Origin of the sequence: Streptococcus mitis, assembly GCF_000722695.1 — a bacterium.
Taxonomy (GTDB): Bacteria; Bacillota; Bacilli; order Lactobacillales; family Streptococcaceae; genus Streptococcus; species Streptococcus mitis_O.
Map to the genome: position 1 here is coordinate 33,118 of NZ_JPFU01000012.1, position 21,967 is coordinate 55,084.

Here is a 21,967-nt window from a genome sequence, read left to right on the forward strand (position 1 = left end):
TTTTAATTTGTTTCTGTTTCACTAATAAATTCTTGACCAATTTTGTCACTACTAACAAACATAGTTATATTATCTAAACTCTTATTTTAAACGATTATTACAAGCTTTCTAGCCAAGCTTCATCTCGAACTTCGATACCAAGTTCTTGTGCTTTTTGCAGTTTACTTCCAGCATCTGCTCCTGCAACGACGAGGTCGGTCTTTTTAGAAACGCTGCCTGTTACCTTGGCACCTAGACTTTCGAGTTTGCTTTTAGCTTCTGAGCGCTTGAGTCGTTCCAATTTTCCTGTCAATACCACTGTCAAACCTGACAAGGCTGCATCTGCTACTACAGTCTGACCTTTATAGTCCAGGTTAACCCCAGCTTCTTTCAATTCTGTGAGGAGAATTTTAGAGCCCTCTGTCGCAAAGTAAGTCTGAAGACTCTTGGCAATCACACCACCCAGACTTTCAATACTAGCAACTTCCTCTGGATCTGCCTGAGCCAGATTTTCGATTGAATGGAAATGTTGGAGTAACAGCTGACTGGCCTTACTTCCGACATGACGAATCCCCAAACCAAACAAGAGTTTTTCAGCTGAGTTTTCCTTAGATGCTTGGATGGCCTGATACAGTTTAGAAGCGGACTTTTCCTTAACCCCTTCTAAAAGGAGGAAATCTTCTTCTTTCAAACGATAAATATCCGCCACATCCTTGACTAGATTTGCAGCAAAGAGTTTCTCAACAATAGATGGACCAAGTCCTGTAATATTCATAGCATCACGAGAGGCAAAGTGAATCAAACCTTCCATGATTTGGGCAGGACAACGCGGATTGATACAACGGAGGGCCACTTCATCTTCGAAGTGCAACAAGTCCGAATCACAACTTGGGCAGTTTGTTGGAATATCTAGTTTCTCTTCAGAAATTCGTTTTGACTCTACCACACGTAAAACCGCAGGGATGATGTCCCCAGCCTTATAGACAATGACCGTATCGTCTTTACGAATATCTTTTTCAGCAATATAATCTACATTGTGCAGAGTTGCACGACTAACAGTCGTACCAGCAAGCTGAACTGGTGTCAGATTTGCAGTTGGCGTAACAACTCCAGTACGGCCAACTGTCCAATCAACTGAGAGTAGTTGAGCTTCTTTTTCTTCAGCTGGAAACTTATAGGCTACTGCCCACTTTGGAGCCTTGACGGTAAAACCAAGTTCTTCTTGGCTTGCCAAGTCATTGACCTTGATCACCAACCCATCGATATCATAGGGAAGACTGTCTCGTTCCTGTCCTACTTCTTGAATAAAATCCCAGATTTTATCTATGTTTTCAGCCAAGATTCGCTTAGGATTGACCACAAAACCAAGTTGTTCAAGGTGCTTCAAGACTTTTTCTTGACTATCTCGAGTTGAAGGGCTGGCTTCTTGATAGAGGAAAGTCGCAAGATTACGCTTGGCAACTACTGCTGTATCCAACTGACGCAAGGTTCCTGCCGCCGCATTACGAGGATTGGCAAATTCAGGTTCTCCATTTTCTTGGCGAGCTTGGTTAACCTGATCAAAAGAAGCGCGTGGCATATAACATTCTCCACGAACTGTGATATCTAGTTCTTCTGGCAAGGTCAAAGGAATGTCCTTAATACGCTTGAGGTTTTCCGTGATATTCTCCCCAACAGAACCATCTCCACGCGTTGCCCCAGCAACCAAAATCCCCTTTTCATAAGTAAGCGAGATAGATAAGCCATCGATTTTCAACTCACAAATATAGGTTGGATGGGCCACTTCCTTACGAACACGCGCATCAAAAGCTTCAAGCTCCTCACGTGAAAAAGCATCCTGCAAACTATAAAGAGGATACTGATGACTGTATTTTTCAAAACCATCTAAAACCTTGCCACCAACACGATGGGTCGGACTGTCTGCTAATACTTGATCTGGATAGGCAGTTTCTAACTCGACCAACTCACGGTAAAGGCGGTCATACTCACTATCTGAAACAGACGGATTGTCGCTGGTATAGTACTCAGTCGCATAGCGATTGAGCAAGGCGACTAACTCATTCATTCTTTTATTCATAAGACCATTTTACCATAAACTAAGCCCTCCTCACAAACGAGAAGGGCGGAAAAAACACTTAGTTTGAAATTATTTTTGAATCTCAAGTAGCCTTATGTCTCTTTTTCAAAATGAATCCGAACATAGCCTAGAGCTAAGAAAGATAAGACTACAACTCCAAGTCCAATAATTAAGAAAGAATAAAGATGGACACTTGGAAGCCATGTCATTAAACCTGTTGCAATTGGCATAAAAAGTATAGCTAAGGTATAAATCGAACTGAGAACCCTTCCCAGATATTCCCCTTCAACCTTGGTTTGTACCTGAGTAAAAAAGTGAATATTGAACATCGTCATAAATAGTTCACAAATGAAATTTCCTGAAAAAGCAAGATAGGAGGGGAGGGGGAAACCCATTATCATCACTCCAAGTCCAGTCAGAGCCAATAAAAACAGAAGCATTTCCATACTGGCTTTAATCTTACTAGCTAACAGCGCCCCAACAATAGAACCGATAGCCCCCATAGTTAAAATAGTGGCATAGGCACCTTGTACTCCATAGAGCTGATTTGAAAAGGGAAGGAGATAATTAAAAGCTGCAAAGAAAAAATTGACACTTGAAGCCATGACTAACAAAAAGAAGATTTCCTTTTGCTTCACAATATAGTGAACTCCCTCCTTGATATCAGAAAAAATAACTTTGAATGTGAGTTTCTTCTCACCCATAGTCTTCTCTTCTTTCTTTGGAAGCAAGGCTACCAAGCCAAAAGCGAGAAAAAAACTAAGGGCATCTAATACCAAGGTAATGCGAAGACTTGCAAACTGTAAAACCAGAAAAGAAAGTACAGGAGAACTCACACTGACAACCTGCAAGACCAACTCCAAACGAGAATTGTAGAGGACCAGTTCATCCTTCTCTACCAATTCTGTGATAATGGCCTTATTTGCTGGTCTAGAAAAGGCAAAAGCAATAGCCTGCACAATATTGGCAAAAATCAAAGCCCCAATCATCCAACTATCATTCCTTATGAACGAAATAGCTAAACAAAGAATCCCACAAACAAGGTCTGTCGTCATTAAAATCTTACGACGAGAAAATCGATCTGATATAACTCCACCAAAGGGATTTACGAGAATAGATGTGACGAGCTCAGAAATCTGATACATTCCTAAAACTGTCTGTCCGATAGTCCCCATGGAAGCCAACCAGACACTATTTCCATAATCATAGAGCATATTCCCTATCTTGTTAACAGCTCCACGGCTAATCAACTGTACTGCATAGCGATTCATATAAAAACTCCTCTCAAATTTTGAAACTATTGTATCAAAACCGAAAGGAGCTTTTTATTTTTTCCCTTATTTGGGAAAATTAATTTTTGATAAATTTTTCATAGTGTTCCTGATAATAGGCTACTTGCTCTGGAAGACCTAGCACGTCAAAAATATGCATGGCTTCTTGCATCTGCTTACAACCTTCTTTACACTGTCCTTTTTGGTACAAATCAAAGCCTTTTAGATAATGGAAAATATTACGTTCATAAAGCTTAATGCCTTTACCAATAATCTTCTCTGTATAAGTCTCAAAATAGCTTGCATTATCAAAAGAAAGATGCTCTAAACAATGCTGGTAACAATTGAGGGCCAAAATCAACACCAATCTCTTATGGCGACCAATCTCTTGGTAAAATTCCTCCCTCTCCATAACTTCTCTACCAATCCGAGTGACATAGTCCACATCGTAGAAACTATAGAGGTTACCGAAAAGAATCAACTCATACATAGTCCATTCTTCTGTTTTGAAGAGATAATCTGCTACCTTATCCAAATCATCCTGCTTCATCTCATAAGTCGTATCTCTTTGACAAATCAGACCCTGTAGCAAAATCCAGTTCAGCTCAAAATAAAGAGGATTTGTCGAACTCTTAGCCTTTTCAAGTTGTTCTCTTTGAAGCTTTTGAAAACCTGCAATATCATTTGAATAGTAAAGAGGCACAATTTGTCCCATCATGGCAACATGTTCATGATTGTGAAAATTCCTTGCCTTATCCATGAAATTTTCGATTGTGACATGAATGTTATCCAAAAGCTCAAAGAAACGTGAGACTGCTAGGTCAGACTCCCCAAGCTCAAAGCGAGATAACTGAGAAGTTGAACAGGACTCGCCTGCAGCCTCCTTTAAAGAATAATTTCCACTTGTCCGAAATTCACGAAATACTTTTCCTAGATTTTCCATCTTTACACCTGCTCTGATAATTCTTCCCACTCAAGCATAGCTTCTTCCTGACGGTGGCTGATTTTGTCCAGCTCAGCCTGTAATTCCATCAGTTTTTCGGCATCGTTTGTTTCCAACATTTGTTCAGAAATGGTTTGGCTTTGACTTTCTAACTCTTCAATTTCAGCTTCTAGATTTTCGATTTGTCGCATGAGTTTGCGGACTTCTTTTTGACTTTCTTTCTGAGCTTGATAATCATTGACCGGACTTGCTTCCTTTGCTTGATTACTGGTTAAAGCTTCCTCTGTCAGACTGACTTCCATTTCAGCCTTTTTATCAACATAGTAGTCGTAGTCTCCAAGGTAGAGAGTCGAACCATTCTCAGACAATTCCAAAACATGAGTTGCCACACGATTGATAAAGTAACGGTCGTGACTGACGAATAGAAGAGTTCCATCAAAGTCAATCAAGGCATTTTCTAGCACTTCCTTGCTATCAATATCCAAGTGATTGGTTGGCTCATCCAGAATCAAGAAGTTGTTGTTTTCCATAGACAATTTGGCCAAAAGCAAACGAGCTTTCTCTCCACCTGACAACATGCCAACTGATTTTTTAACATCATCTCCTGAGAAAAGGAAGGCACCTAGACGGTTACGGATTTCAACTTCTGGTGTTAACTTAAAATCATTCCAGAGTTCATCCAGTACAGTATTACTTGGTGTCAGCTTGCTTTGGGTTTGGTCATAGTAACCAACCTCAACATTAGCCCCAACGCGCTTTTCCCCCTTGATAAACGGAATCTGCTCCACTATAGACTTAATAAAGGTTGACTTGCCAATACCATTAGGACCAACGATGGCAACAGCATTCATCTTACGAAGGTCTAGATTTATAGGCTCTGACAATACTTCCCCATCATAACCAATAGCAGCATTTTCAACAGTCAAAACAACATTACCAGACGTTTTCTCAGACTGGAAGGTCATGTTGGCAGATTTCTTGCCAGCTTCAGGCTTGTCCAAACGCTCCATTTTTTCCAGTTGTTTGCGTCGAGATTGGGCGCGTTTGGTCGTTGAGGCTCTGACTAGATTGCGATTGACAAAGTCTTCCAGAGCAGCGATTTCCTTCTGTTGCTTTTCATAATTTTTTGCCTCAGTAGCTAGCTTTTGCTCCTTCAACTCGACAAAGCGAGAGTAATTACCCACATAACGATCCAAGGAATGCTTGGTCAAATCCAGCGTAATCGTCGCAACCTTGTCCAAGAAATAACGGTCGTGGCTGACAATAATAAGGGCACCGCTATAGTTTACCAAGTAATTCTCTAGCCAGGCAATCGTTTCAATATCCAAGTGGTTGGTTGGCTCGTCTAGTACCAAAAGATTAGGTCTTTCAAGGAGCATTTTGGCTAGAGCCAAACGAGTATTTTGACCACCAGAAAGCTCAGCAATTTTCATCTGCCACATAGATTCATCAAACTTAAATCCATTTAAAATCGCTCGAATATCAGCTTCATAGGTAAAGCCGCCTGCTTGGCGAAAATTCTCAGATAAGCGGTCGTAATCTGACATCAGTTTATCCAAATCTTCACCAGATTTTTGACCCATCTCCAACTCCATCTGACGAAGTTGCTTCTCCGTCCGACGTAAGCCATCAAAGACATGAAGCATCTCATCGTAGATAGTATTTTCAGATTCAAAACGACTATCTTGAGCTAGGTAAGACAGAGAAATATCTTTTTTCTTATTGATTTCTCCACTAGTTGGCTCCTCTTCTCCAACCAAAATCTTCAAAAGAGTAGACTTACCTGCACCATTTTTCCCAACAAGGGCAATCCGATCTCGTTCATCAACTTGCAGATTGATATTATCAAAAAGAACCTCTCCTGCAAAAGATCGTTCAATTTTATTAGCTTGTAAAATAATCATACAAGTAGTATAGCATGTTTCCCTAAGGCATTCAAGACTTGATAAACCGGCATATGTCACTACTTTTCTGAAAATTATGCTGCCGTTTTACTAAAACGCTAAAAAGTGCTATAATGTGAACGGTTAAAACAATTTACAAAAAGGAGAATTTTAATGTCTTACCAAGAAAATTACCAGAAATGGGTTGATTTTGCGGAGCTTCCTGACTACCTTCGTCAAGATTTGGAAAATATGGACGAAAAAACTAAGGAAGATGCCTTCTATACCAATCTTGAATTTGGTACTGCAGGTATGCGTGGCTTGATTGGTGCTGGTACAAACCGCATCAACATCTACGTTGTTCGCCAAGCTACTGAAGGATTGGCTCGTTTGATTGAGTCAAAAGGTGGAAACGAAAAAGAACGCGGTGTAGCAATTGCCTACGATAGCCGTCACTTCTCACCAGAGTTTGCCTTTGAATCTGCAGCAGTTCTTGCTAAACATGGTATCAAATCTTATGTATTTGAAAGCCTTCGTCCAACTCCAGAACTCTCATTTGCAGTTCGTCATCTCAACTGTTTCGCAGGTATCATGGTCACAGCTAGCCACAACCCTGCTCCATTTAACGGTTACAAGGTTTACGGTGAAGATGGTGGACAAATGCCTCCACACGATGCGGACGCTTTGACTACTTATATCCGTGCTATCGAAAACCCATTTGCAGTTGAAGTTGCTGATGTGGAAGCTGAAAAAGCTTCTGGCTTGATTGAAGTTATCGGCGAAGCTGTTGACGTAGAATACCTTAAAGAGGTTAAGGACGTAAACATCAACCCAGCTTTGATTGAAGAATTTGGTAAAGACATGAAGATTGTCTACACACCACTTCATGGTACTGGTGAAATGTTGGCTCGTCGTGCTCTTGCCCAAGCAGGATTTGACTCTGTTCAAGTCGTTGAAGCGCAAGCAACTGCTGACCCAGATTTCTCAACTGTTAAATCTCCAAACCCAGAAAGCCAAGCAGCCTTTGCCCTTGCTGAAGAACTTGGTCGTCAAGTTGGTGCAGATGTTCTTGTGGCAACTGACCCAGACGCTGACCGTGTTGGTGTTGAAGTTCTTCAAAAAGATGGTAGCTACCTCAACCTTTCAGGTAACCAAATCGGTGCTATCATGGCTAAATACATCTTGGAAGCCCACAAAAACGCTGGAACTCTTCCTGAAAATGCGGCCCTCTGCAAATCGATCGTATCAACTGACTTGGTAACGAAGATTGCTGAAAGCTACGGCGCAACCATGTTCAACGTTTTGACAGGTTTCAAATTCATCGCTGAAAAAATCCAAGAATTTGAAGAAAAACACAATCACACTTACATGATGGGATTTGAAGAAAGTTTCGGTTACTTGATTAAACCATTCGTACGTGATAAAGATGCAATCCAAGCCGTTCTTGTCGTTGCTGAACTTGCTGCCTACTACCGCTCACGTGGTTTGACTCTTGCTGACGGTATCGAAGAAATCTACAAAGAGTATGGCTACTATGCAGAAAAAACAATCTCTGTTACTCTTTCAGGTGTCGATGGTGCTGAACAAATCAAAGCGATTATGGCTAAATTCCGCAACAATGCTCCAAAAGAATGGAATGCAACAGCTATCACTGTCGTAGAAGACTTCAAAGCTCAAACAGCTACTGCTGCTGACGGCACTGTTACAAACTTGACAACTCCTCCAAGTGATGTGTTGAAATACACACTTGCTGACGGTTCATGGATTGCCGTTCGCCCTTCAGGTACAGAACCAAAAATCAAGTTCTATATTGCAGTTGTAGGTGAAACTAATGAAGAATCACAAACTAAGATTGCTAATATCGAAGCAGAAATCAATGCATTTGTAAAATAAAACCCTATAAAAGATGAGACCAACCAATCTCATCTTTTTTTCGTATCAAATCTAAGCAATTTTAGAAACTTTATGGCATACTAGACTTATCAATGAAAGCGAGGTAATCTCATGGAACAATTTTTAGATAATATCAAAGACCTTGAAGTCACTACAGTTGCGCGTGCACAAGAAGCACTTGATAAAAAAGAAACTGCAACTTTCTTCATCGGTCGTAAAACTTGCCCTTACTGCCGTAAATTTGCTGGTACCTTGGCAGGTGTCGTAGCTGAAACTAAAGCTCACATCTACTTCATCAACAGTGAAGAGCCAAGCCAACTCAATGAGTTGCAAGCATTCCGCTCACGCTACGGAATCCCAACTGTACCAGGCTTCGTTCACATTGCAGATGGACAAATCAATGTCCGTTGCGACTCTTCAATGTCAGCACAAGAAATCAAAGATTTCGCTGGATTGTAAAAGATATAAAAAAGAAGGCCCTCGCCTTCTTTTTATATATCTGTCAATGGTGTTGCGGTATCTGGTGAGGTATCATATACCTTAAAGTCTATCCCGACTCCAAGATCAGCTTGTGCTAGCTGATTAACCATAGTCATGTGAGCCAGCTCCTTGATATTGTTTTCCTTAGACAAATGTCCTAGGTAGATTTTCTTAGTGCGATTTCCTAGCGTCCGAATCATTGCTTCAGCACCGTCCTCGTTAGAAAGGTGACCCAGATCCGATAGGATTCGTTGTTTGAGTCGCCAAGCGTAAGAACCTGCTCGCAAAATCTCTACATCATGGTTGGACTCAATAAGATAGCCATCTGCATTTTCGATAATCCCTGCCATACGGTCACTAACATAACCTGTATCTGTCAAAAGGACAAAACTCTTATCATCCTTCATAAAGCGATAGAACTGCGGTGCGACTGCATCATGACTCACACCAAAACTCTCGATGTCGATATCTCCAAAGGTTTTGGTTTTGCCCATCTCAAAGATATGCTTTTGCGAAGAATCCACCTTGCCGAGATACTTGCTATTTTCCATAGCCTGCCAGGTCTTTTCATTGGCATACAAATCCATACCATACTTGCGAGCCAAAACACCCACACCGTGGATATGGTCTGAATGCTCATGGGTAATCAAGATGGCATCCAGGTCTTCTGGCTTGCGATTAATTTCAGCAAGTAGGCTGGTAATCTTTTTACCAGACAAGCCTGCATCCACTAAAAGCTTCTTTTTTGGAGTTTCCAGATAAAAGGAATTTCCACTGGAACCCGACGCTAAAATACTGTATTTAAAGCCTGTTTCACTCATTCTAGTCTTCTACTTCATCCTCCCATACTTCTTCTTTCACTGCATCCTTATCATAAGGGAGCACAATGGTAAAGGTCGATCCCTTACCGTATTCACTCTTGGCCCAAATAAAGCCCTTATGTTGTTTGATAATTTCTTTGGCAATAGCAAGCCCCAGACCCGTACCACCTTGGGCACGACTTCTAGCACGATCCACACGGTAGAAACGGTCAAAGATACGTGGTAAATCCTGCTTAGGAATACCCAATCCTTGGTCTGAGATGGATAAAATCATCTGATCATCAGTCGTCTTCATGGTCACTGTGATTTTTCCACCATCTGGCGAATACTTGATAGCATTGTTAAGAATATTGTCAATCACCTGTGTCATCTTATCTGTATCTATCTCTATCCAGACTGAGGTAATTGGGTAATCTCTCACCAGTTCGTATTTCTTCTCTTCATCCTGCCCTCTTATCTGATCAAAACGGTTGAGAATAAAGGTTATAAAGGCAGTAAAATTAATCAATTCCACATCCAGGTGGCTGGTTGCATTATCAATTCGTGAAAGATGAAGAAGGTCTGTCACCATCCGCATCATACGGTTAGTTTCGTCTAGAGACACCTTGATAAAATCTGGTGCAACAGGTTCCGACAAGGCTCCCTCATCCAAAGCTTCAAGATAGGATTTCACACTAGTCAGAGGAGTCCGTAACTCATGACTAACGTTGGAAACAAAGAGTCTTCGTTCGCGCTCTTCCTTCTCTTGCTCCGTCGTATCGTGTAAAACAGCAACCAAACCAGAAATAAAGCCAGACTCACGACGAACCAAGGCAAAACGTACACGAAGGCTCAGATATTCACCATTGGCATCCTGAGAATCAATCATAAGCTCAGGAACTTGGGTAATCAAATCACGAAGTTCATATTCATCTTCAATCTTAAGCAATTCTAGAATACTTTTATTGAGAACCTCTTCTTTCTGAACACCTAGCTGTTTCTTAGCCATGTCATTAATCATGGTAATCTTCCCACGACGATTGGTCGCAAGGACTCCGTCTGTCATATATGAGAGGATACTATTCAATCGTTTACTCTCTTGTTCTAGATTTTCTTGGGTTAAACGAATTACTTCTGATAAATCATTGAGATTATTGGTAATATTGGTAATTTCAGAGCTTCCCTGCATATCCAATACCTGAGAATAATCTCCTGCAATCAGGTCTTTTACCTTTTGATTGATTTGCTTTAATCGAATATTATCTCGCCGATTTTCTAGTAAAAGCAAGGTCACGACTAAAATAAAGCCAAGTAAAATGAGGATAAAGATAAAATCACTGGTTAAAACTGTGTCTTTAATTAGTTTAATCATTATTTCTCATATAATAACCAACACCACGACGTGTTAGGATATACTCTGGACGACTAGGTGTATCTTCAATCTTCTCACGCAAACGTCTGATAGTTACGTCAACAGTCCGAACATCTCCGAAATAATCATAACCCCAGACCGTTTCAAGCAAATGTTCACGTGTAATCACTTGACCGATATGAGACGCCAAGTGGTACAAAAGCTCAAATTCACGGTGGGTTAAGTCTAGTTCTTCACCGTATTTTTTAGCTACATAAGCATCTGGTACAATCTCCAAGTCCCCAATTTGCAAGGGTTGGGTTTTCTTTTCATCTGACTCTTGATTATCTACAGAAGCCAAGTCCGTGCGACGAAGAAGAGCTTTAACACGCGCCTGCAACTCACGATTTGAGAAGGGTTTGGTTACATAGTCATCCGCTCCAAGCTCCAAACCAATAACCTTATCAAATTCGCTATCTTTAGCCGAAAGCATGATAATAGGCACACTACTTGTCTTGCGAATAGTCTTAGCAACTTCTAAACCATCAATTTCGGGAAGCATCAAATCCAGAATAATAATATCTGGTTGCTCTGCTTCAAATTGCTCTAGCGCTTCACGACCGTTAAAAGCAGTTACAACCTCGTAACCTTCCTTGGTCATATTAAACTTGATAATATCTGAGATCGGTTTTTCATCATCTACAATTAATATTTTTTTCATTTGTTCACCTTTTTCTCTACTATTATACCAAAAAAATAACAAGAAGACATAATAGCTAGTCTTGGCTACTGTCTAATACTCTTCGAAAATCAAATTCAAACCGCGTCAACGTCGCCTTGCCGTACTCAAGTACAGCCTGCGGCTAGTTTCCTAGTTTGCTCTTTGATTTTCATTGAGTCTAAGTTGGCTTGTGCATAAGCCTGCCAGATTTTTTGTTGGGGTTTGGCAAGTGGAACATCCTTGAACTCTTCTGGTGAAAGCCAGCGAACTTCCCTATCTGAAAAATCATGGAAGTCGGTCACCTGACCTGCTACAATTTGAACATGCCATTTACGATGACTAAAGACATGATTGACAGTCTCAAAACAACCATCAAACCAATCAACATCTAAGTCATAGTCCTGCTGGAAACTCTCTTCTGGGCTGGGGCCAAAATTGACACTTTCTTCTGCAACCTGATGAAAGAGGTCAAACTGCTCTTCTTGCGAAAAGTCATCTACTTCTATCAAGGGAAAATGCCAAAAGCCTGCCAACAACTTTTCACTCTCATTTTTTTCAAGAAGAAATTGTCCCTGACTATTTTTTACCACTAAGGCTTTAAGATAAATAGGGACAGGCTTTTTCTTGGGAGCCTTGATTGGATAACGGTCCATGGTTCCATTCTGATATGCCGCACTAAAATCCTTCACCGGACTCTCTTCTGGTCTAGGATTTACAGGAGCCTCAATATCAGACCCTAAGTCCATCAAGGCTTGATTAAAGTCACCTGGCCGTTCTGGATCAATCAAGATTTCCATCATTGCCTGAAAAATTTTACGATTACTTGGAATGCCAATATCCTGATTGACTTCAAACAGACGAGCCAAAACTCGCATGACATTGCCGTCTACAGCAGGCTCAGGCAAGTTAAAAGCAATACTAGAAATGGCTCCCGCAGTGTAAGGACCAATCCCTTTCAAGCTGGAAATTCCTTCATAGGTATTTGGAAATTGAGCCCCAAAGTCAGCTATAATCTGCTGGGCTGCAGCCTGCATATTACGCACTCGAGAATAATAACCCAAACCTTCCCAAGCCTTCAACAAACGCTCTTCAGGCGCAGTTGCCAAACTTTCCACTGTTGGAAACCAGTCCAAGAATCGTTCATAATAAGGAATAACTGTATCCACCCTAGTCTGCTGGAGCATAATTTCAGAGACCCAGATATGATAAGGATTCTTACTTCTACGCCAGGGTAAATCTCTTTTGTTTTCATCATACCAAGTGAGAAGTTTCTCACGGAAAGAAATAATCTTCTCCTCTGGCCACATGACGATACCGTATTCTTTCAAATCTAACATATCTCTAGTATAACACAGAAGATTCTAACTGTCCTTTTCCTAGTATTAATACTCTTCGAAAATCTCTTCAGACCACGTCAACGTCGCCTTACCGTATATATGTGACTGACTTCGTCAGTCCTATCTACAACCTCAAAACAGTGTTTTGAGCAGACTGCGGCTAGTTTCCTAATTTGCTCTTTGATTTTCATTGAGTATAAAAAGCCTCTTCCCAAAGGAAAGAGGACTAAATCTTATTGATGAACAGCTTGGGCTGCTGTGATAAGGGTCAACTTGTAAACATCATCTGCATTACAGCCACGAGAAAGGTCGTTAACTGGCTTGTTCAAACCTTGTAAAACAGGTCCTACAGCCGCAAAACCACCAAGACGTTCAGCCATCTTGTAGCCAATATTTCCTGCCTCGATACCTGGGAAGATGAAGACATTTGCTTGACCAGCCACCGTACTTCCAGGAGCTTTCAGAGCTGCAGTTTCAGGAACAAAGGCCGCATCAAATTGCAACTCACCATCGATTTCAAGGTCAGGACGCAAGTCATGAGCAATTTTAGTTGCTTCAACTACCTTATCAACGCTTTCACCAAACCCTGAACCCTTAGTAGAATAGCTTAGCATAGCAATTTTAGGCTCGATTCCAAACATCTTAGCTGTGATTGCTGAGTTGATTGCAATTTCAGCCAAAGCTTCCGCGTCTGGATTGATATTGATGGCACAGTCCCCAAAGAGGTAACGCTCCGTACCACGAACCATGAGGAAGGCACCTGAAGTACGAGTAACATTTGGACGAGTTTTGATGATTTGAAGAGCTGGACGTACTGTTGAAGCAGTTGAGTGAATCGCTCCTGACACCATTCCATCAACCAAGCCCAAGTAAACCAACATAACACCAAAATAGTTGACATCTTCAACCAAAACCTTACGTGCATCTTCTTCAGACATTTTACCCTTGCGACGTTCTACCAAGGCAGCGACCATTTCTTCAAATTTATCGTAGTGTTGAGGGTCGATGACTTCATAACCGTTCTCGATACCTTCAATTTCAAGATAAATTTTAATTTTTTCAGGATTTCCAAGCAAAACAGGAATTACTTCTGTTTCTTTTACCAAGCGTTTAGTCGCTTGAAGAATACGAGGCTCTTCCCCTTCAGGGAGAACGATACGAGCATTTTTACCAACAAGGTTGGCTTTGAGACTTTCAAAAACTTCCATGAGTTTTCTCCTTTAAAAAATAAATTATACTCTGAATTACTTTATTATAGAGTATTAGTTGATAACTGAGTAATAAGATTACTGAAATCATCCGGCAAGGGACTGTCTAACTGCAAGTCTTGCTCTAAAAATGGATGATAAAAAGATAGGTAATGGCAATGCAGAGCCTGACGTTGGATGCCGTCGTCCAGACTACCACCATACAAATCATCTCCCAACAAAGGAAAACCAATATGAGAAAAATGGACTCGGATTTGGTGAGTACGTCCAGTATGCAGGCGAATGTCTACCAAGTGGATATTTCCATAAGAAGCTACAATCTTGTAAGAAGTATGGGCATACTTTCCACCTTTAGCCACCCGTCTGGTGATAATAGAGTCTTCATCACGCGCAATCGGAGCAATAATTTCCCCCTCTAACTCTAAGTATCCATCACCTTTAACCAAAGCAAAATAGCGTTTTTCAATAGACTTTTTCTGCAACTGCTTGTCTAATCGTGCATGGGCATAGCCGTGCTTGGCAAAGAGCATCAAGCCAGAAGTATCTCTATCAAGCCTGGTCACAATGTGAACCTGCTGATTTTCATAGTTTTGCTTGACATAGTAACCCTTGATAAAATTGGCAATGGTATTGGAGTGGTTGACACTAGGAATAGAAGCCACTCCATAGGGTTTATTCAAGACTAGAAAATGGTCATCCTCATAGAGAATATCCAGTGGGCGCTCGATAGCTTCTAGAGTTTCAAAGCCTTCCTCAGCAGGAATATCAATGATAACGCGGTCTCCAATATCCAATAGATACGTCGCATTTTGCGGTTGGTCATTGACCAGAATAGCTCCGCCTCGAAACTTAATCTTAGCCAGCAGCCCCTTAGAAACCTCGTGCTTTTTCAAAAAGGTCTTAACCTTGACATGCTCATCTGCGATAAATTCAAACCTCATTCATCCACCTCTCCGATGAAAGCATCCTTAACACGATTCCAGAAACTGGTATGGCTAGGTGATGCGACAAAGTGAATCTTATGGTGGTCGATTTGATACTCAATACGCTCAATATTACGGAAAGAATAAACGCTATTGTCAACCGAAATGGTATGGTAATCGTTTCTCGTTGGAATGAGTTCAATCTTATCCTTCTTAGGAACAATAATGGACGAACCTAGCGTTCGATAGACACGATTGTTAAGGCTGGCAATTTCCGTCAACTGAAGAGCTTCAATGGTAGGGTGTAAAACAGCACCACCAAGAGACTTGTTGTAGGCTGTACTACCAGTCGGTGTCGAAACTGTTAGCCCGTCTCCACGAAAACGTTCAAAGGGAACACCATTGATCACAATATCTGTCACCATTGTTCGGTCCGACCTGCGGATGCTGGCTTCATTTAGTGCTCTAAAAATCTTCACTTCACCATTTCCAAGAAAGACCTTCACATTTAGAACAGGGTAAGAGACTCTTGCTCCTGTATCTAGCTGCAAATTAGTCACTAGCTTATCCAACTCAAAATCACGGTAGTCCGTATAGAAGCCCAAATGTCCAGTGTGAACACCAATGAAGCGGACCTTGTCAAGCTGGTTTTCGTACTTATGAAAGGCTGACAAGAGCATGCCATCCCCACCAATGGAAATAACGATATCTGGATTGGTATCATTGAGTATAAACTGATTTCTCTTCAAACGATCTCGCAATTCATACAAAACCCTTTGACTCTGTGGTTTTCTATTAGCTATCAGGTCAATTCGTTTACCTGTATTCTTCATCTGTATCGTCACTGTTTCCTACACCATCATTTAATTTTCTACTCAAAGGATCAAAAAGTGCCTGGGCTTCTTGGATATCATCACGAATTTTACCCATTTCTTCATCCAACTGATGGGCAATTTTGGCAGTAATTTCCAATCGCTTCTTAATCTCCTCTGGGAAATCCCCTTGGTATTTGTAGTTGAGAGAATGTTCTATCGTTGCCCAGAAATTCATGGCCAAAGTACGAATTTGAATTTCTGCCAAAATAGTCTTGGCTCCATTGATGGTGTCAACCATATATTCTACTACCACATGATAGGAACGGTAGCCTGAAGCCTTTCGATGAGTAATGTAATCTCGCTCCTGTATGATCCGCATATCCTGACGCTTGCGCAAAATAGCCACAACTTCTTGGACATCATCTACAAACTGGACCATCACACGCAAACCAGCAATATCCTGTAAATCGTGTTCCAATGTCGCATAAGTAATGCCGCGACGGGCCATTTTTTCTTTTATACTCTCAATCGGCTTGACCCGACCAGTCACAAACTCAATCGGAGAATGCTTATTTTGCTTGCGATATTGCTTACGAATACCACGTAGTTTAATCTTTAACTCACCAACAGCTTGAATGTAAGGATCTAGAAATTCTTCCCATTCTAAGGTCATATATTCTCCCTTATTCTCATATTATCCTTCAAAAATATTTTTGATTTTTTCTCCAGATTCATATACAATAAATACAATGCTTATTATACCATAAATCCGCTTTCAACGATAAAGAAAAGGTAAGAAAAATGAAACATTTAGAAATTGAATTGAAAACACTATTGAAAAAAGATGAATATGATCGTCTAAAAGACCAGTTCAGAGGTGTCACTCCTGTTCTTCAAAAAAATTACTACATCGACACGCCTGATTTTGAACTACGAGAAAAGAAAGTTGCTATGCGCATTCGAACTTTTGAAGACTGGGCAGAATTGACACTCAAAGTCCCACAAAGTATTGGAAACATGGAATACAATCAAAAATTACAACTAAAAGATGCTGAAAACTATCTGGCTAAGGAAGAACTTCCTCAGGGGCTGGTTCTTGATGAATTGGCTAAATATGGTATCCAAAGTAAGAAATGGCAGGTGCTTGGTTGTCTCACAACGATTCGCTATGAAATGAAAACAGCTATTGGTCTCATGGCACTTGATGAGAGTCAATACTTTGATATGACAGATTACGAATTAGAGCTCGAAGTTGAAAATCACGAGCAAGGCAAACAAGAATTCAAACAATTTTTAGAGGAAAATCAGATTTCCTATCAAAAAGCCCCTTCAAAATTGGTTCGATTTGTCAAAAGCATGAAAAATAGCTGAAATAATCTCCATTTTTTGGTAAAATAGAAAAGATAAAAATACTCGAATCCAAGTTAATATATGCTAAAGCATATGGCTTGGCTACAGAAAGTTTACAGAGGACGGTCTATAATGTCAGATAGAAAAAACATGAAACTTTTCGCACTCAACTCTAACCAAGAGATTGCACAAAAAATTGCACAAGCTGTTGGTGTCCCACTTGGCAAACTATCATCACGTCAATTTTCAGACGGAGAGATCCAAGTTAATATCGAAGAGAGTGTCCGTGGTTATGATGTGTACATCATCCAATCTACAAGTTTCCCTGTTAACAACCACCTAATGGAATTGTTAATCATGGTTGATGCTTGTGTGCGTGCAAGTGCCCACAGTATCAACGTTGTACTTCCGTATTTTGGCTATGCACGCCAAGATAGAATTGCATCATCTAGAGAACCACTAACAGCTAAACTAGTTGCTAACATGCTGGTTAAAGCTGGTGTAGATCGTGTCCTTACCCTCGACCTACATGCAGTTCAAGTACAAGGTTTCTTTGATATTCCTGTAGATAATCTTTACACTGTTCCTCTCTTTGCTAAACACTACTGTGATAAAGGATTAAGAGGTTCAGATGTTGTTGTCGTTAGCCCTAAAAATTCAGGGGTAAAACGTGCTCGTAGCCTGGCTGAATATCTTGATGCTCCTATCGCTATTATCGACTATCCTCAAGACGATGCAACTCGCAACGAAGGCTATATCATCGGTGATGTTGAAGGTAAAAAAGCCATCTTGATTGATGACATTTTAAATACAGGACGTACCTTCTCTGAAGCAGCTAAAATCGTTGAACATGAAGGGGCTACAGAAATTTATGCTGTTTCTAGCCACGGTCTCTTCGTTGAAGGTGCTGCTGAACTTCTTAACAATACTAAGATTAAAGAAATTCTTGTAACTGATTCAGTAGCAACAAAAGAAAAAACTCCTAAAAACGTATGCTACATCACTGCTAGTGAGTTAATTGGTGATGCCATCGTCCGTATCCACGAAAGAAAACCAGTCAGCCCACTCTTTGCCTACAACAAAAAGAAATAAGGTGATTCTTTGATTTATTTGGACAATGCTGCAACGACTCCCATGTCAGCAGTTGCTATTTCAGCTATGACCGAGGTTATGCAAGAAACCTATGGAAATCCTTCTAGTATTCATGGACATGGACGTCAAGCTGGCAAACTCTTGCGAGAAGCCCGTCAGGAACTAGCTCAGTTACTGGGGACAAAACCTCAACATATCTTTTTCACTTCTGGTGGGACTGAAGGCAACAATACTGCCATCATTGGCTACTGCCTTCGTCACCAAGAACGAGGAAAACATATTATCACAACTGCCATCGAGCACCATGCTGTCCTTGAAACCATTGATTACTTGGTTCAGCACTTTGGTTTTGAAGCAACTATTATCCAGCCAGAAAATCAAGAAATCACTGCCCAGCAAATTCAAGAGGCCTTACGTGACGATACGATTTTGGTTTCTACCATGTTTGCCAATAATGAGACAGGAAACCTACTGCCCATTGCTGAAATTGGCCAAATACTCAAGCAACACCCTGCTGCCTATCATGTCGATGCAGTTCAGGCTATTGGAAAAATCCCTATTCATCCAGAAGAATTGGGCATTGATTTTCTCACTGCTTCTGCCCATAAATTCCATGGTCCTAAGGGAATCGGCTTTCTCTACGCATCAAGCATGGACTTTGATTCCTATCTTCATGGCGGAGACCAAGAACAGAAAAAACGAGCAGGAACTGAAAATCTAGCTGCCATCGTAGGCATGGTTGCAGCCCTAAAAGAAAATTTAGAAAAGCAAGAAGAACATTTTCAACATGTACAAAATCTAGAGACTGCCTTTCTGGCAAAGCTAGAGGGAGTTCAGTATTACCTGAATAGAGGACAAGATCATCTTCCTTATGTTCTCAATATTGGATTTCCTGACCAGAAAAACGACCTCTTACTCCTTCGGCTAGATTTGGCTGGAATTTCTATCTCTACTGGCTCAGCATGTACGGCAGGCATTGTCCAATCCAGCCATGTTCTTGAAGCCATGTACGGGGCAAATTCAGAACGCTTGAAGGAATCCGTTCGCATCAGTTTGTCTCCACAAAATACTGTTGAAGATCTACAAACCCTCGCAAAAACCTTAAAAGAAATTATCGGAGGTTAGCCATATGGCATTTGAAAAAACCATTCAGTTAAAAAATTGTCGTTACGACTACACTCTTAGCCCTACTGTTAAGAAGTTCACCCTCAAGGACAATACTTTTTTTGAGACAAAGGTTGGTAACTATGAACTGACTCGCCTTTTGGAAAAAGTGCCAAACAGCGGTGAAGGCTTCCAACTCAAAATCATCATTAACAAGGAACTTACAGGGGCTAAAATCAATATCACTGACAAGTTTGGTCTTCGTCTAGTTGATATTTTCAAATCAGAAGACCACCACATTCATCAGGAAAAATTCTATTTTCTCATGGATAGCTTGGTAGAACGTGGTGTCTTTACAAAATCAGAAAGATAAAGCCAAAATGTTTGAACTGACCTATAAAGATAGCTACCAGGTAGAGCGTACACTCAAGTATGAAGATTATGAGGCTCTCATGTTGGCTTTGTCAGGATGTGTGACCCTACCAGATACACTTTATGTGACTTCTTTGACTTTTGAGGGGCAGGAAGTTTACCAAGGATTGGTTGGAGACCTCTACCGTTTTCTATCACAAACATCATTTTTACATCAAAACTAAGATTTTTCTTAGTTTTTTCTTATTTTTGTTGATTTTTTCACAATGTTTCTATAAAATAGAAGAATAGAAAGGTTGTGATTTTGTGAAAGATAAACAGTCTGCTATTCCAAAAGCTACAGCAAAAAGACTCTCTCTCTACTATCGAATTTTTAAGAGATTTCATGCAGAAAAGATTGAACGTGCCAACTCTAAGCAAATTGCAGAGGCTATCGGTATTGATTCAGCGACAGTTCGTCGTGATTTTTCCTATTTTGGTGAACTAGGTCGTCGTGGATTTGGCTATGATGTCAAAAAACTGATGACGTTTTTTGCCGATTTGCTTAATGATAACTCCATTACCAATGTCATGCTAGTAGGTATTGGAAATATGGGCCATGCCCTTCTCCACTACCGCTTCCACGAGCGTAACAAGATGAAGATTATCATGGCCTTTGATCTAGATGACCACCCTGAAGTCGGTACACAAACTCCTGATGGTATTCCCATTTACGGGATTTCTCAAATCAAGGATAAAATTAAGAATGCCGATGTCAAAACTGCTATCCTGACCGTTCCTAGCGTCAAATCACAAGAGGTTGCCAATCTCTTAGTTGATGCTGGCGTGAAAGGTATTCTCAGTTTTTCACCTGTTCATCTACATTTACCAAAAGACGTGGTCGTTCAGTATGTCGATTTGACAAGTGAACTCCAAACCCTCCTCTATTTCATGCGAAAAGAGGATTAGAAAGCGAAAATCATTTTATGAAAAAACCAGTTATTGGGATTACAGGAAACGAAAAAACTCATCCAGATGATAACATCATGATGAGCTACGCAGCAAAAAGTTTTGTAGAAGGCGTTAAAGACGCTGGAGGGATTCCCATCATCCTACCGATTGGTGATCAAGAAATGGCTATCCACTATATTAGTTTGATTGACAAGCTCATCTTGACAGGTGGGCAAAATGTCGATCCAAAATTCTATGGCGAACCGAAAACCATTGATAGCGATGACTACCACCTTCAAAGAGATATCTTCGAACTGGCCCTCATCAAGGAAGCTATTAAACAGAAAAAGCCAATTTTTTCTGTCTGCCGTGGAACACAACTCTTTAACGTTGCCATGGGTGGAACTTTGTATCAAGATATCGAAGACCACTGGCAAGATTGTTCGGCTGAGTACACAACTCAACGCTTGGTGACAGAGCCTGATACAGTTCTTCGAGAAATCTATGGAGAAATCTCCCATATCAACTCCTTCCACCACCAGAGTATCAAAGATTTAGCACCTAACTTAAAGATTGCAGCTCATGATCCTAAGGATGGTATCATTGAAGCTGTCATGAGTACGGATGATGTCGCCTTTCTCGGTGTCCAATGGCACCCAGAATTTCTATTTGAAAATCGTCCCAAAGATAAAAACCTCTTTGACTATGTCGTTAATGAACTTTAGATTAAATCTGTCTTTTCACGATAACTAAAGTAACTAGAATGAGAGACAATCAAATGGTCCAAGAGAACAATACCCATCAGGTCGCAGGCTTCTTTGACAAGTTTAGTGACATGATCATCATTACGACTAGGGGCTACTGCTCCTGAAGGATGATTGTGGACCAAGATGAGAGAGGTCGCCATATGCTTGATGGCATAGTGAAGAATCTCTCGCGGTTCAGCGATACTACGAGTTGCAGAACCGATAAAAATGGTCTGTTGATGGATGATTTGATTTTGAGTATTGAGATAGAGCGCCACCAGGTGCTCTTGTTTTTTATGTCCCAACTCCTGCTGCATCTTCTTGGCCAACTTTTGACTGCTGAGAATACTTTCCATCTCAAGGGTTTCGTGTTTTTGAATACGATGGCCCATTTCGATCATAGCTTGTAATTCTATTGCCTTAACACGGCCGATACCAGACAGACTCTGCAATTCCTGCAGGGTCATTTTTTTCAAATCTGTTAGGCTTGAAAGATTGTTCAAGACTTTCTGGGCAATTTCAAAAACGCTGGCTTGACGTGTTCCTGTCCTGAGTAAAATAGCTAGCAACTCTTGATTACTGAGCGCTTCAACTCCTTCTTTTGCCAGCCTTTCTCTTGGTAATAGTGAATCTTCTTGAAATGAAATACTGTACATAAAAATCCTCCTCACTTTATTATTCGTGAGAAGGAT

At 40.7% G+C, this 21,967-nt stretch carries 22 protein-coding genes; 9 read left to right on the forward strand and 13 right to left on the reverse strand.

The features are described 5' to 3' along the window. Positions 1-97 precede the first annotated feature (97 nt). The 4 genes from ligA to abc-f all read right to left on the reverse strand — a co-directional run bounded on the left by ligA (position 98) and on the right by abc-f (position 6,174). Positions 98-2,056, reverse strand: coding sequence for an NAD-dependent DNA ligase LigA (ligA, locus tag SK629_RS04155; RefSeq protein WP_042900716.1), 1,959 nt, complete (start codon positions 2,054-2,056; stop codon positions 98-100). A 92-nt stretch (positions 2,057-2,148) separates the two neighbouring features. Then, entirely contained in the window at positions 2,149-3,327 is a 1,179-nt protein-coding gene (locus tag SK629_RS04160; RefSeq protein WP_042900717.1) for an MFS transporter, read from the reverse strand. A gap of 79 nt (positions 3,328-3,406) precedes the next feature. Next, positions 3,407-4,270, reverse strand: coding sequence for an XRE/MutR family transcriptional regulator (locus SK629_RS04165; RefSeq protein WP_042900718.1), 864 nt, complete (start codon positions 4,268-4,270; stop codon positions 3,407-3,409). A gap of 2 nt (positions 4,271-4,272) precedes the next feature. Beyond that, entirely contained in the window at positions 4,273-6,174 is a 1,902-nt protein-coding gene (abc-f, locus tag SK629_RS04170; RefSeq protein ID WP_042900719.1) for a ribosomal protection-like ABC-F family protein, read from the reverse strand. A gap of 153 nt (positions 6,175-6,327) precedes the next feature. Between abc-f and SK629_RS04175 the strand changes: the two genes are divergently transcribed. Further along, positions 6,328-8,046, forward strand: a complete 1,719-nt coding sequence (locus tag SK629_RS04175; protein WP_004260217.1) for a phospho-sugar mutase — start codon at positions 6,328-6,330, stop codon at positions 8,044-8,046. 111 nt (positions 8,047-8,157) lie between these two features. Beyond that, positions 8,158-8,505, forward strand: coding sequence for a thioredoxin (locus SK629_RS04180; RefSeq protein ID WP_000434635.1), 348 nt, complete (start codon positions 8,158-8,160; stop codon positions 8,503-8,505). Between the two features lie 32 nt (positions 8,506-8,537). On the opposite strand, the gene SK629_RS04185 is transcribed toward SK629_RS04180, so the two are convergent. The 8 genes from SK629_RS04185 to SK629_RS04225 all read right to left on the reverse strand — a co-directional run bounded on the left by SK629_RS04185 (position 8,538) and on the right by SK629_RS04225 (position 16,354). Next, complete coding sequence (locus SK629_RS04185) at positions 8,538-9,347, reverse strand: MBL fold metallo-hydrolase (protein ID WP_042900721.1); 810 nt, start codon at positions 9,345-9,347, stop codon at positions 8,538-8,540. Position 9,348: 1 nt separating this feature from the next. Next, the gene (gene vicK, locus SK629_RS04190; protein ID WP_042900722.1) at positions 9,349-10,698 is read right to left on the reverse strand and encodes a cell wall metabolism sensor histidine kinase VicK; all 1,350 of its coding nucleotides are present in this window, start codon (positions 10,696-10,698) and stop codon (positions 9,349-9,351) included. After that, a complete protein-coding gene (yycF, locus tag SK629_RS04195; protein WP_033681745.1) occupies positions 10,691-11,398 on the reverse strand; it encodes a response regulator YycF in 708 nt (235 codons plus the stop codon). The genes vicK and yycF overlap by 8 nt, the downstream gene beginning before the upstream one ends. A gap of 125 nt (positions 11,399-11,523) precedes the next feature. Next, positions 11,524-12,735 (reverse strand): A/G-specific adenine glycosylase, encoded by a 1,212-nt coding sequence (gene mutY, locus SK629_RS04200; RefSeq protein ID WP_050492350.1) that lies wholly within the window; start codon positions 12,733-12,735, stop codon positions 11,524-11,526. 233 nt (positions 12,736-12,968) lie between these two features. Beyond that, a complete protein-coding gene (pta, locus tag SK629_RS04210) occupies positions 12,969-13,943 on the reverse strand; it encodes a phosphate acetyltransferase (RefSeq protein ID WP_042900725.1) in 975 nt (324 codons plus the stop codon). Positions 13,944-13,987: 44 nt separating this feature from the next. After that, the gene (locus SK629_RS04215) at positions 13,988-14,884 is read right to left on the reverse strand and encodes an RluA family pseudouridine synthase (protein WP_042900726.1); all 897 of its coding nucleotides are present in this window, start codon (positions 14,882-14,884) and stop codon (positions 13,988-13,990) included. Further along, positions 14,881-15,699, reverse strand: coding sequence for an NAD kinase (locus SK629_RS04220; RefSeq protein WP_042900728.1), 819 nt, complete (start codon positions 15,697-15,699; stop codon positions 14,881-14,883). The genes SK629_RS04215 and SK629_RS04220 overlap by 4 nt, the downstream gene beginning before the upstream one ends. Beyond that, complete coding sequence (locus SK629_RS04225) at positions 15,683-16,354, reverse strand: GTP pyrophosphokinase (RefSeq protein ID WP_000171684.1); 672 nt, start codon at positions 16,352-16,354, stop codon at positions 15,683-15,685. Before SK629_RS04225 ends, SK629_RS04220 begins: the two co-directional genes overlap by 17 nt. A 128-nt stretch (positions 16,355-16,482) precedes the next feature. On the opposite strand from SK629_RS04225, the gene SK629_RS04230 reads away from it, so the two are divergent. The 7 genes from SK629_RS04230 (at position 16,483) to SK629_RS04260 (ending at position 21,254) form a co-directional block, all read left to right on the forward strand. Further along, a complete protein-coding gene (locus SK629_RS04230; protein WP_042900730.1) occupies positions 16,483-17,052 on the forward strand; it encodes a CYTH domain-containing protein in 570 nt (189 codons plus the stop codon). A 111-nt stretch (positions 17,053-17,163) separates the two neighbouring features. After that, complete coding sequence (locus tag SK629_RS04235) at positions 17,164-18,123, forward strand: ribose-phosphate diphosphokinase (RefSeq protein ID WP_042900735.1); 960 nt, start codon at positions 17,164-17,166, stop codon at positions 18,121-18,123. Positions 18,124-18,132: 9 nt separating this feature from the next. Further along, positions 18,133-19,248 (forward strand): cysteine desulfurase family protein, encoded by a 1,116-nt coding sequence (locus tag SK629_RS04240; RefSeq protein ID WP_042900736.1) that lies wholly within the window; start codon positions 18,133-18,135, stop codon positions 19,246-19,248. A gap of 4 nt (positions 19,249-19,252) precedes the next feature. After that, the gene (locus SK629_RS04245) at positions 19,253-19,600 is read left to right on the forward strand and encodes a DUF1831 domain-containing protein (protein WP_033683737.1); all 348 of its coding nucleotides are present in this window, start codon (positions 19,253-19,255) and stop codon (positions 19,598-19,600) included. 7 nt (positions 19,601-19,607) lie between these two features. Then, complete coding sequence (locus SK629_RS04250) at positions 19,608-19,823, forward strand: DUF4649 family protein (RefSeq protein WP_042900737.1); 216 nt, start codon at positions 19,608-19,610, stop codon at positions 19,821-19,823. A gap of 82 nt (positions 19,824-19,905) precedes the next feature. Further along, positions 19,906-20,547 carry a redox-sensing transcriptional repressor Rex gene (locus SK629_RS04255; protein ID WP_042900738.1) on the forward strand — a complete coding sequence of 214 codons (642 nt, stop codon included), beginning with the start codon at positions 19,906-19,908 and terminating at the stop codon, positions 20,545-20,547. A 17-nt stretch (positions 20,548-20,564) separates the two neighbouring features. Then, positions 20,565-21,254 carry a gamma-glutamyl-gamma-aminobutyrate hydrolase family protein gene (locus SK629_RS04260; protein WP_042900739.1) on the forward strand — a complete coding sequence of 230 codons (690 nt, stop codon included), beginning with the start codon at positions 20,565-20,567 and terminating at the stop codon, positions 21,252-21,254. Here the strand turns inward: SK629_RS04260 and radC are convergent. Next, a complete protein-coding gene (gene radC / locus SK629_RS04265) occupies positions 21,251-21,931 on the reverse strand; it encodes a RadC family protein (protein WP_042900740.1) in 681 nt (226 codons plus the stop codon). The genes SK629_RS04260 and radC overlap by 4 nt on opposite strands. Positions 21,932-21,967 lie beyond the last annotated feature (36 nt).